The organism is Tessaracoccus sp. MC1627 (assembly GCF_014164725.1).
Lineage (GTDB): Bacteria > Actinomycetota > Actinomycetes > Propionibacteriales > Propionibacteriaceae > Arachnia.
On sequence record NZ_JACJGA010000002.1, the window covers coordinates 363757 to 375463 of the forward strand.

General features: G+C 67.7%; 11 protein-coding genes. 9 read left to right on the plus strand and 2 right to left on the minus strand.

Translation table 11 applies throughout. The features are described 5' to 3' along the window. Nucleotides 1–14: 14 nt before the first annotated feature. Entirely contained in the window at nucleotides 15–1202 is a 1188-nt protein-coding gene (locus tag H5399_RS06840) for an ABC transporter substrate-binding protein (protein WP_182782272.1), read from the minus strand. A gap of 238 nt (nucleotides 1203–1440) precedes the next feature. On the opposite strand from H5399_RS06840, the gene H5399_RS06845 reads away from it, so the two are divergent. The 4 genes from H5399_RS06845 (at nucleotide 1441) to H5399_RS06860 (ending at nucleotide 5204) form a co-directional block, all read left to right on the plus strand. Continuing rightward, on the plus strand, nucleotides 1441–2676 hold the full coding sequence (locus tag H5399_RS06845; RefSeq protein ID WP_182782273.1) for an ROK family protein: 1236 nt from the start codon (nucleotides 1441–1443) through the stop codon (nucleotides 2674–2676). Nucleotides 2677–2724: 48 nt separating this feature from the next. After that, on the plus strand, nucleotides 2725–3159 hold the full coding sequence (locus tag H5399_RS06850) for a MarR family winged helix-turn-helix transcriptional regulator (RefSeq protein ID WP_182782274.1): 435 nt from the start codon (nucleotides 2725–2727) through the stop codon (nucleotides 3157–3159). Beyond that, nucleotides 3149–4441, plus strand: coding sequence for an MFS transporter (locus H5399_RS06855; RefSeq protein WP_182782275.1), 1293 nt, complete (start codon nucleotides 3149–3151; stop codon nucleotides 4439–4441). Before H5399_RS06850 ends, H5399_RS06855 begins: the two co-directional genes overlap by 11 nt. Before the next feature lie 85 nt (nucleotides 4442–4526). Further along, nucleotides 4527–5204 carry a YceI family protein gene (locus H5399_RS06860; protein ID WP_182782276.1) on the plus strand — a complete coding sequence of 226 codons (678 nt, stop codon included), beginning with the start codon at nucleotides 4527–4529 and terminating at the stop codon, nucleotides 5202–5204. Nucleotides 5205–5285: 81 nt separating this feature from the next. On the opposite strand, the gene H5399_RS06865 is transcribed toward H5399_RS06860, so the two are convergent. Then, on the minus strand, nucleotides 5286–7499 hold the full coding sequence (locus H5399_RS06865) for an NADP-dependent isocitrate dehydrogenase (protein WP_182782277.1): 2214 nt from the start codon (nucleotides 7497–7499) through the stop codon (nucleotides 5286–5288). Nucleotides 7500–7693: 194 nt separating this feature from the next. Between H5399_RS06865 and H5399_RS06870 the strand changes: the two genes are divergently transcribed. The 5 genes from H5399_RS06870 (at nucleotide 7694) to H5399_RS06890 (ending at nucleotide 11704) form a co-directional block, all read left to right on the plus strand. Then, a complete protein-coding gene (locus tag H5399_RS06870) occupies nucleotides 7694–7906 on the plus strand; it encodes a DUF3073 domain-containing protein (RefSeq protein ID WP_182782278.1) in 213 nt (70 codons plus the stop codon). Between the two features lie 16 nt (nucleotides 7907–7922). Continuing rightward, a complete protein-coding gene (locus H5399_RS06875) occupies nucleotides 7923–8870 on the plus strand; it encodes an alpha/beta hydrolase (RefSeq protein ID WP_182782518.1) in 948 nt (315 codons plus the stop codon). Between the two features lie 75 nt (nucleotides 8871–8945). Beyond that, complete coding sequence (gene nrfH, locus H5399_RS06880; protein ID WP_255422096.1) at nucleotides 8946–9431, plus strand: cytochrome c nitrite reductase small subunit; 486 nt, start codon at nucleotides 8946–8948, stop codon at nucleotides 9429–9431. A gap of 7 nt (nucleotides 9432–9438) precedes the next feature. Beyond that, complete coding sequence (locus H5399_RS06885; RefSeq protein WP_182782279.1) at nucleotides 9439–10914, plus strand: ammonia-forming cytochrome c nitrite reductase subunit c552; 1476 nt, start codon at nucleotides 9439–9441, stop codon at nucleotides 10912–10914. Further along, nucleotides 10904–11704 (plus strand): hypothetical protein, encoded by an 801-nt coding sequence (locus H5399_RS06890; protein ID WP_182782280.1) that lies wholly within the window; start codon nucleotides 10904–10906, stop codon nucleotides 11702–11704. The genes H5399_RS06885 and H5399_RS06890 overlap by 11 nt, the downstream gene beginning before the upstream one ends. Nucleotides 11705–11707: the final 3 nt, after the last annotated feature.

Genomic DNA, 11707 nt, shown 5'->3' on the forward strand with positions numbered 1-11707 from the left:
GTGACTCCTTTGTCTCAGGCGCGGAAGGCGAGCCGGGCCCAGTCGCGGTCCAGCTGCGCGAGCAGCGGTTCCGGCTCAGCCCCGAGGGCGATCGACTGGAAGTAGTTGGGGGCGGGGATGTTGTTGGGGATGAACTGCGACGGGCCCATGTAGAACCGGCCGCTGTCGTAGTACTCCTGCATACCGATGATCCGCTCGTCAGTGACCGGGGGAGCGTTCTTCGTGGTGCCGAAGCCCAGGAACTCGGCGTTGTAGGGGTTCTGGATCTCCGGCTTCATGAGGTGCTGCAGGAAGGCGCGAGCGCCCTCCCGCCCGTCGGCCACCTCTGGCACCCACAGCGAGAGGTCGATGTTCACGCGCACCCTGAGGTCCTCGGGGTTGTCGGTCGCGGGGAGGGGGAAGGTGCCGAGGTCGAGGTCGTTGCCCACCTTCTCGAACTCCCCGAAGGCCCAGGGGCCCTGGAGGATCATGGCCGCGGCGCCGTTGGCGAAGGCGGTGTTGCCGTCGCCGTACCCGCGGCTTCCCGCGTCGTCGTTGATGTAGGCCGTCAGCTGGACCATCTTCTGGACCGGCTCGAGCATGGTGCGCTGGAAGGAGACCTCCGAGTCGGGGCCGACGTCTGCGCCGATCTCGTTCATCTTCCGGTAGAACTCGGCGATGTCGAGCATGCCGCCGGCGGTGTAGTCGAACCAGCCCTGCATGATGGTCCACGGGTCCATGAACGTGGCGTAGAACGGCGTGACCCCGGCGCCCGTGAGGCGCTCGCAGACGTCGATCAACGCGTCCCAGGTGGTGGGGACCTCGACGCCGTTGTCGGCGAAGATGCGCTTGTTGTAGATCACGGAGGCGGCCATGGCGGAATAGGGCAGGACGCTGATGCGATCCTCGTACTGGGGGTAGGACTTCGACAGCTCGATGATGTCCTCGCGGATGGTGGCAGCCTCCGGAAGGTCGGACAGGTCCGAGAGGGCGCCGCGCTCCATGAACCTGGCCATTTCCAGGTTGTAGTTGAGCAGGCCGAGGTCCGGCGGGTTGCTGCGCACGAAGCTCGCGGACAGGTTCGTTGAGATGTCGTGCAGGATCCGGTACTGGTCCTGAGAGGCGGTGAAGTCTGCGGCCAGCTGGCGGAAGTAGGGCACCGCCTCCGGCTTGGACTGGTGGAAGAGGATGGTCTGCTGCCCGCCTGAGGAGCAGCCGGTCATCCACGGGAGGGTGCTGGCCCCTCCCACCGCGGCGAGCGACTTGAGGAAGGTGCGCCGGGGTGGGGCCCAGGAGGCGGGGGTCCGCCCCAGGGGAGGCGTCGGTGAGGGGTGAGGCACGTCGTTGTCCCTTCGTCGTCGGTGACTGTTTTGTTTTTCGACTAATAGATTTAACTATCGAAGAAAGTCATCTGGGTCTAGAATGCATCACGATTGAGGGATCGTCAAGGGGGTGTTGCGCATGAGTGTGGGTGAGGCCCCGGCACGCCGCCGCGCGAGCACAGCAGCGGTCCTCGAGTATGGGTGGGATTCCGGCACCTTCGGCGCGGATCACGTCATCGCCGCCCTCGGAATGACCCGCTCCACGGCTCTCTCGGCCCTCGACGAGCTGATCGACGTCGGCCTGATCGACGAGCTGACGAGCTCCGCAGGGCCCGGCCAGCGGCTGGGAAGGCCGGCGCGACGTTTCGAGCTGCGCGGGGAAGCCGGGCTGATCGTGGGCCTCGATGCCGGCGGTCGACGCTTCACCGCGATCGCCGCAGATCTCACCGGCCGGATCCTCGCCCGGGAACACCTCGACCTCACCAGCTTTTTCGAGCTCGTCGATCCGGACCCGGCCATCCGGCGTACGGCGGCCCTCCAGGCCATCGACGCGGTGCTGGCCGCTGCCGGACGCGGCCGAGATGAGGTGATCGCGGTCGGGGTGGGTGTGCCTGCCCCGGTGGACGGATTCGGGGCCTCGCCCGCGCACCCGTCCGGCTTCTGGAGCTACATGAACGCAGGCCTGCAGGAGGCGTTGAGCGCGGAGTTCCCCGTCGTGCGCGTCGAGAACGACGCCGCACTCGCGGCCTTGGCCGAGGGGTTCCTGGGGGAGGCGCGGGGGCGAGAGCACTACGTCGCGATGCTGTCCGGGCTTCGCCTGGGCTCAGGCGTGGTCCTGGAGGGCCGGTTGGTGCGCGGCGCGCACGGCGGCGTCGGGGAGCTCGAGGCGTTGGCCTATGTCTCCGGTGTCGGCGGCACCTGGGGCCTGGGCTACCTGGCGGAGCAGTGGCTGAGGGCGCAGCTCGGGATGGGTGTCATTCCTTCCGGCCACCCCTGGTTCGGCCTGAGTGACGGCGCCATCACCGGCGAGGCGGTCCTCGCCCACGCGCGGCTGTCGGACCCGGTGGCGCGGCCGCTCGTGGAGGAGCTGGGTGGGACGCTGGGGCGGATCTGCACCGTGGTGTCGCGGTTCTACGATCCCGAGGTCATCGTCGTCTGCGGGGCGATCGCCACCGCCCTGGACGAGGTGATCGAGATCGCCGTCGGCCACATGGCCGGTGAGCTGGAGCTGCCGCCACCGGCCGTCCTCGCCTCGCGATCGGGTGGTGACGTGGTCTCGCTGGGAGCGCTGTCCGCCGCCCGCGAATCGGCTCGCGAGATCGTGCTGCCGTTGCTGACCACTCGCCGCCTCGCTGCCCGCGACCCCGCCATTTGATTAGCCAAGATAATGAACTAGGCTAAGTAGTCCCCGCGAAAGGACTGCATGCCGGACTACGACCCTGAACTTCTCTCCCTGGCCAACGACCTGCGCGTCGCGTGCCAACGCATCTCCCGCCGAGTGCGGTTCGAGAGCACCAGCGATGTCGCGCCGCATCAGTTCTCGGTGTTGGTGGCCGTTCACCAGATCGGCCCGCAGACACCCACGCAACTCGCGGCCCGCGACGCCGTCAGCACGCCGTCGATGACGCGCACGGTGAACTGCCTGGCGGACCGGGGGTTGGTGGAGCGCTCGCCCCATCCCGACGATGGGCGCCAGATCCTGGTGCGGATCACGCCCGAGGGTAGCCGCGTGGTGGAGGAGACCATCGCCAGCCGCGACACCTGGATGCTCGCTCACATCGCAACCCTCGACGGCGGGCAGCTGGAGCTGCTGAGGCGGGCGACGTCGCTTCTCAGTGAGGTGTCCCATGCGGAGTGAGCGCGGGCGCATGTTCGCCTCGTTCGCCGTGCGCAACTACCGGGTGTTCTTCGCCGGGGCCCTGATCAGCAACATCGGAACCTGGGTCCAGCGGGTGGGTCAGGACTGGCTGGTCCTCACCGAGCTGACCGACGGCTCGAGCGCCGCGCTGGGCCTGGTCACCGCGCTGCAGTTTCTGGCCATCCCGGTTCTCGCCCCCTACGCAGGCGCGTTGGCGGACCGCCTCCCCAAGCGGCGACTGCTCCTGGTGACCCAGGGCCTCCTCGGTCTCACAGCGCTGGCCTTGTGGGCCGTCGTGGCGCTGGGCGTGGTGCAGCTGTGGCACGTGTTCGTGTTCGCGTTCCTCCAGGGCGTCATCACCGCCTTCGACAACCCGGCGCGACAGTCGTTCGTCTCCGAGCTGGTCGCCCCCGAGCTCCTCCCCAATGCGGTGGGGCTGAACTCGACGTCGTTCAACGGGGCCCGCCTCATCGGGCCCGGGGCAGCCGGCCTCCTCATCGCCGCCTTCGGGGTGGGACCCACGCTGCTGATCAACGCGCTCAGCTTCGCGGCCATGCTGGTGGCGGTGGTGGCCCTGCGCCCGAGTGAGCTCCGGCCGTCGAGGAGGGTCAAGGCGAGGGGTGCCACGGTGGATGGGCTCCGCTATCTCCGTGACCGCCCGGACCTCGTGGTCCTCATGGTGATCGTGTTCGCACTCGGCACTTTCGGCATGAACTTCCAGATCTACAACGCCACCATGGCCACCGAGGTGTTCGGCAAGGGGGCCCAGGAGTACGGGCTGCTCGGCACCGTCATGGCGATCGGCACGCTCGGGGCTGCGCTCGTCGCAACCCGGCGCACTCAGCCGGGCCTCCGCACGGTGCTGCTCGCGCTGGCCGCTTTCGCCGTCAGCACGGCCCTGCTGTCGACCGCGCCCACCTTCACCCTCTACGCCGTTCTCCTGGTGCCCTGCGGATTCTTCGCGCTCACCGTGATGACGACGGCGAACGCCGCCGTGCAACTCGGCACGGCGCCCGAGTACCGGGGCCGCGTGATGGCTGTCTACGTGGCCATTTTCACGGGCGGAACACCGCTCGGCGCGCCGCTGATCGGATGGCTCGGCGAGCTCTGGGGGCCACGGGCCATGGTGCTCACCGGCGCGGTGGCCACCGGGATGGCAGCCCTGGCGGTGCTGGCCTACCTGGTGACGCACGACGGCGTCCGGCTCGCGATCGAGCGGGGATGGCCGCTCCGGCTGAGGGTGTGGACCGCGCAGCGCGAGCCTCAGGCGGTGGGCCGCTGAGCCAGTTAATTGACAGTTCAACTAAGAGGGGCTAGGCTGGTTCTACATTCAACGACCTACCGCACGCCGCCACGAGGAGACGCCCATGACCACCGCCCTGAATCAGCTCGCCGGGAGCTACACCATCGACCCCAGCCACACCGAGATCGGCTTCACCGCCCGTCACGCCATGGTGACCAAGGTCCGTGGCGCCTTCACCGACTTCTCCGGCAGTGCGTCAACGGGCGCCGGTCTGAGCTCCCCGGCCCTCGACATGACCATCAACGCCGCGTCGGTCGCGACGGGAAGCGCGGACCGCGACGGACACCTTGTCTCTCCCGACTTCTTCGACGTCGAGCAGTACCCCACCATCCGCTTCGCCTCCTCCAGCATCACCGCCCCCGCTGACGACACGCTGCGCGTCGAGGGCGACCTCACTATCAAGGACGTCACGCGCCCGGTGGTCATCGACTTCGACTACGACGGCGCGGCCACGGACCCGTTCGGCAACGAGCGCGTCGGGCTGTCAGGCTCGGTGATGGTCAACCGCAAGGACTTCGGCCTGGTGTGGAACGCGGCGCTGGAGACCGGTGGAGTCCTCGTCTCGGAGAATGTGAATCTGGTCTTCGAGGTCTCCGCCATCAAGGACCCCACGGTGTCCGTCGAGGCGGTCGCCGACGAGACTGTCGCGGTGGAGCCCGTCACGGCCGCCCCGGCCACCGAGCAGGCGGCCCCCGCGGCTCAGGGTGGGTTCGCGGGTTGGCTGAAGAGGCTCTTCGCCTGAGCGGTCCAACCCCCTCACTCTCATCACGCGACAGGCGCCGCCCGCATCGGGCGGCGCCTGTCGCGTCGTGTGTCGAGAGCCTCAGCAGAGGGCGTCGATGATCTCGTTCAGGGTCTGCGAGGGGCGCATCACCGCGACCGTCTTCGCCTCGTCGGGGCGGTAGTAGCCGCCGATGTCGGCAGGCTTGCCCTGCACGGCCAACAGTTCCCCGACAATGGCTGCCTCGTTGGTGCTCAGCGACTCCGCGATCGGTGCGAACACCGCCGCCAACTCGGCGTCGTCGGTCTGGGCGGCCAACTCCTGGGCCCAGTACATCGCAAGGTAGAAGTGCGATCCGCGGTTGTCGATGCCGCCGAGCTTCCTGGTGGGTGACTTGTCCCGGTCAAGGAAGGTGCCCGTGGCGCGGTCCAGCGTGGAGGCGAGGATGCCGGCGCGTGCGTTGCCTTCCGTCTGGGCGAGGTGCTCGAAAGAGGCGGCCAGTGCCAGGAATTCGCCGAGCGAGTCCCATCGGAGGTAGTCCTCGGTGACGAGCTGTTGCACGTGCTTCGGGGCGGACCCACCGGCGCCTGTCTCGAACAGGCCCCCGCCGGCCATGAGCGGCACCACCGACAGCATCTTGGCGGAGGTGCCCAGCTCGAGGATGGGGAACAGGTCCGTGAGGTAGTCGCGGAGCACGTTGCCGGTCACGGAGATGGTGTTCTCACCCTCGCGGAGGCGTTCGACCGTGAATTTCGTGGCCTCCACGGGGCTCATGATCTCGATCTGGAGCCCGTCGGTGTCGTGATCTGCGAGGTAGGCGCGCACCTTCTCGATGAGCTGACGGTCGTGCGCCCGCTCCGTGTCCAGCCAGAAGACCGCCGGCCATCCGGTGAGTCGGGCGCGGGTCACAGCCAGCTTCACCCAGTCCTGGATGGGGGCGTCCTTGGTCTGGCAGGCCCGCCAGATGTCACCGGCCGCGACCGTGTGGCTCATCAGTACGGTGCCGGACTGGTCCACGACCTCGACCACGCCGTCCGACGCGATCTCGAAGGTCTTGTCGTGCGAGCCGTACTCCTCGGCCTTCTGCGCCATCAGACCGACGTTGGGCACGGTGCCCATGGTGCGCGGATCAAAGGCGCCGTGGGCCTGGCAGTCCTCGATCACGGCCTGGTACACACCGGCGTAGGACGAGTCCGGAAGGACGGCGAGGGTGTCGGCCTCCCCGCCGTCGGGGCCCCACATGTGGCCCGACTGCCGGATCATGGCGGGCATCGATGCGTCGACGATGACATCGGAGGGAACATGCAGGTTGGTGATGCCCTTGTCCGAGTTCACCATGGCCAGCTGGGGTCCGTCGGCAAGGCCCTTCTCGAACGCGGCCCTGATCTCGGCCCCGTTCGGCAACGGGTCCAGCCCGGCGAGGATGGCGCCCAGCCCGTCGTTGGGGGACAGGCCCGCCGCGGCGAGGTCCGCGCCGTAGTGTTCGAACACGTCGGGGAAGAACGCCCGGATGACGTGACCGAAGATGATGGGGTCCGAGACCTTCATCATCGTGGCCTTGAGGTGGATGGAGAACAGGACTCCCGAGTCCTTGGCGGCGGCCACCTGGGCGCGCAGGAACTCATCCAGCGCCTCGGCCCGCATGACGGTGGCGTCGATGACCTCGCCGGACAGCACCGACAGGCCGCTCTTCAGCACGGTCTCCGTGCCGTCGGTGGCGCGGTGCCGGATGGTGAGGGTGTCCGCCGACGGAAGGACCACGGACTGCTCGTTGTGGCGGAAGTCGTCCGCCTCCATGGTGACAACGGCGGTCCTGGAGTCTGAGGTCCATGCGCCCATCCGGTGCGGGTTCTTCCTGGCGTAGTTCTTCACCGACTCCGGCGCGCGGCGGTCCGAGTTTCCTTCGCGCAGCACCGGGTTGACGGCCGAGCCCATCACGCGGTCGTAGCGTGCGCGGACCTCACGATCCGCGTCGCTCTGGGGATCTTCGGGGTAGTCAGGCAGCTGGAATCCCTGGGACTGCAGCTCGGCCACCGCGGTCTTGAGCTGTGGCACGGAGGCCGACACGTTGGGCAGTTTGATGATGTTGGCGTTCGGCGACTTGGCCAGCTCGCCGAGTTCGGCCAGGGCGTCGTCGATCCGCTGATCCTCGGGGAGGGTGTCGGTGAACTGGGCGAGGATCCGTCCCGCCAGTGAGATGTCGCGGGTCTCCACGTCCACCCCGGCCTGGCCGGCGTAGGCGTTGATGATGGGGAGGAACGAGTACGTGGCGAGCAGCGGGGCCTCGTCGGTGAGGGTGTAGATGATCTTGCCCATGTTGCGATGAACTCCTCGAGGGTTGGATGCCTCAGCCTATCGCTGCCCGGATGCGTTCGACGGCGGCGAACGCCGCCGCCCAGCGATAGGGCGCTCTTTGGAGGAACCCGCCGGATTGGGTAGCCTGTACCCACGAGTATCTGACAGATTCCGCGGCCAACCCGCGATGGACAAAGCAAGGGGGTCGACCCGATATGGGGCGCGGCCGTGCAAAGGCGAAGCAGACAAGGGTGGCCCGCGATCTGAAGTATCGCTCGGTGTCCACCGATTTCACGTCCCTGGAGCGCGAGCTCAGGGGCGATGCTGTCGTCGACGAGACCAACAACGACATCCCCGAGGCCTACGCAGAGACGACGGGCGAGGACGACGACTACGACGACGATCAGTTCGAGCGCCACACCTCCTGAGGCTCCGCACCCGTGGGTGCCGGACACCGAGCTGCCTGGTTACGAGCAGCTGGTCATTCCTCTGCCGGAGGAGCCGACGTACGCCCTCGAGCCTGAGGGCAGTCTCGTTGCCACGCTCGTGCGGCGCAACGCACCCACGGGTCGTCGCGCCGTCCTGTATCTCCACGGCTGGAATGACTACTTCTTCCAGGCCCACCTGGCCGACGAGATGGCCGGCCAGGGCTACGACTTCTACGCCGTGGATCTTCGCCGCTACGGCCGATCGCTGCGCGGCAAGCAGTTGGCCGGCTACATCGTTCACCTGACGGACTACTTCCACGAGCTTGACCGGGCTCTCGCCATCCTCGTCGACGAGGGGCACGACGACATCGTGCTGATGGGTCACTCGACGGGCGGCCTCATCGCCTCCCTCTGGGCGGACCAGCGCCCGGGCGTGTTCTCGGCGCTGATCCTCAACGCGCCCTGGCTCGAGCTGCAGGCCAACTCCCTGCTGCGCCCAGCCACCCAGCCGATGTTCAGCGCTGCCCGCGCCGTCGTGGCCACCACAGCCCTGCCGCAGATGGACACCGGCTTCTACCGCCGAACCATCTCAAAGGCTGAGGAGGGCGAGTGGGCGTACAACGCCAACCTCAAAGGTGACCCGGCGTTCCTGATCCGGGTGGGGTGGATGGCGGCCATCCTCGAGGGGCACGCGAGCGTCGCCGCCGGCCTCTCTATCGACTGCCCCGTCCTGGTGGCCGTCTCCGGGCGAAGCGACTTCCGACGAGTGTGGGCCGAGGAGTTCCGCCTGGCGGACGTCGTGCTGGACGTGGACCGGATTGCGGCCCGTGCCCCCCAGCTGGGCAACTTCGTCGTCATTGCCCGGATCCCGGATGCGGTCCATGACCTGGTTCTGTCAGGGGCCGACGTTCGGGCCAAGGTGTTCGCGGAGTACTCGCGCTTCCTGCGCTGCTACGCGCGCTGACCTCGCCGTAGAATCTCCCAAACTCGGCATCTACTACTGCGTGTAGCACTACCATGCGTCGTAGGAGTGATTGCCTTGACCGCGAAGACCGGCGTCCGCGCCTGGATGACGAAGCCGCGGCTGCTCATCGCAGCAGCGGTGTTCGTCGTGGGTTCGCTCATCGGCGTCGGCCTGTTCACCTTCGTTTACGCCCGCGGCATCTCCTACCTCGGCAACGACCCGGCATCCTGCGTCAACTGCCACGTGATGGAGCGCCAGTACGACGCCTGGCTGGCGGGTAGCCACACCAACGTGGCGACGTGCAACGACTGCCACGCTCCCCACGACAACCTCGTCAACAAGTACTACGTCAAGGCCGACAACGGGTTCTGGCACGGGTTGAAGTTCACCACCGGCTGGTACCCCGAGAACATCGAGATCCGTGATTCCAACCGGGCGGTGACGAACGAGGCGTGCCTCTACTGCCACTCGGATTTCACGAGCGATATGCGAATGACAGCCGGCAGCGAGCAGGTCAACTGCACCCGTTGCCACGTCGACGTCGGGCACAGGAGCAGGTGAGGCACACATGACTACCACCGAAGAACCCCAGGCAACGCCGGAGAAGAGGAAGCGCAACCGCTGGATCGGCATCCTCATCGTGGCGATAGCGATCACCGCCGTCGTCACGGCGGGCATCACCGCGCTGCTGGCGAACGTCATCGAGCGCATGGGTGAGGCCAGCGACTCGTTCACGAAGGTGGTCGAGCTCGACGACACCGTCGTCGACCCGGCTGTCTGGGGCCAGAACTTCCCCGCCCAGTACCAGTCCTACCTGGAGACGCAGCAGATGGGGGGAACCACCCACGCGGGTTCGGTCGAGGAGGAGCGCACGCCCACCGCGACCGATCCGCGGACCATCGTGTCCACCAGCAGGCTGGAGGAGGATCCGCGGCTCACGGACATGTGGGCCGGCTACCCGTTCTCCGTGGACTACCGCCACGCCCGCGGGCACGAGTACATGCTCGAGGACCAGCGCTACACTCTGCGGGTCACCGAGTTCGACCAGCCCGGCACCTGCCTCAACTGCCACGCCTCCACTGTCGCGCTCATGGACGAGCTCGGCGACGGCGATCGCGAGGCCGGTTTCACGGCGATGAACCAGATGTCCTACGCGGATGTCACGCAGCTCGTCGAGCACCCGGTGGCCTGCATCGACTGCCACGACCCCGAGACCATGGAGCTGCGGATCACCCGCCCGGCGTTCGAGAAGGGGATCGCGGCGCTCAAGGCCAGCGAGGGTGTGGAGGACTACGACGTCAACCGTGACGCCACGCGTCAGGAGATGCGTAGCTTCGTGTGCGGCCAATGCCACGTGGAGTACTACTTCGAGAAGGACACCAAGGAGCTGACGTTCCCCTGGACCAAGGGCCTGGACATCGACCAGATCTGGGAGTACTACCTGGAGGACGGTCACAAGGACTTTGAGCACGCCACCACGGGAGCCCAGGTGGTCAAGGCGCAGCACCCCGAGTTCGACATCTTCTGGTCCAATTCGGTGCATGCGGCCAACGGCGTCAGCTGCGCCGACTGCCACATGCCCTACGAGGCTGAAGGCGCGCGGAAGGTCACCGACCATCACATCCAGTCGCCGCTACTGGCCGTGAACTCCTCCTGCATGACCTGCCACCACACCAGCGAGGAGGAGATGACCGAGCGCGTTGTGGGCATCCAGGACCAGTTCATCGGCACCCGCGACGTGGCCTTCGACTCGCTCGTGGCGCTGATCCGGGCACTGGAGACGGCGCAGACGGACGGCACCCCGGCGGAGGCGATCGAGCAGGCACGCGAGTTCCAGAACAAGGCGAGCTTCTACCTGGATTACGTGTACTCCGAGAACTCCTACGGGTTCCACGCGCCGGCCTACATCCAGCGGATCCTCGCGGATTCGCTCGACGCGTCGCGCAAGGGTCAGCTGGTCCTCAGCGGAGTCGACATCACCACTCTGGAGCCCTCCGACATCAGCGCGGAGAACGAGAAGAAGTCCGAGGAACGTGGAGCCTGACACCAGCGCGCGGCCCGGGGCCCCCGACACGGTCGAGGGCCCCGCGGACGCGCACACCCAACTCCTGCTGGACTTCCTCGCCACGGCCCCTGGGCCGCTGCGGGACTGGGCCGACGCCCGCGCGGACGAGGCGCGAGCGCTCGCCTCGTCAGCGCAGCCGGAACCCCCGTCGATCACGCCCACCGGGGTCCACGACGCGGCAGACCTCGCCTTGGCCGAGCTGGGGGAGCACGACGACGAGCCCCGCCGTCGCCCCGTCGTCCACACGCCGGCGGACAAGCCGGTGGCCCTGGTCACGTCGGTGCCCAGAAAGTCCGGGTTTCTCGTGCCATTGCTGGGCGTGCTGCTGGTTGCGGCGGTGGTCTACGGGGTGTTCCGGCTGGGTCTCCCCGCGGACACCGCGGCTCCCGCGACCACGGAGGCAACCCAGGCGTCGGCCACCGACAGCGTGGCCCGCAGGGCCGAGCTGGAGGCCACGCTGGCGGACAGCCCGGAGGATGTCGCAGCCAACCTCGAACTCGGCGTGCTCACCTTCAACGACGGTGATGTGAAGCGGGCGGAGCAGCTCTGGACGACGGTGACAGAGGTGGACCCCAGCAATCCGCAGGCCTGGTTCAACCTGGGGTTCGTCCACCTGTCGGAGGATCCGCCCAATGCCGAGGCGGCTCAGGCCGATTGGCAGAGGGTGCTCGACGTGGCGCCGGATTCGGACCTGGCGGCCACCGTGCGCTCCCACCTGGATGCGTTGGCCGCCTCAGCGGCCTCCCCGTCCCCGTCCAGCGAGGAGTGAGGG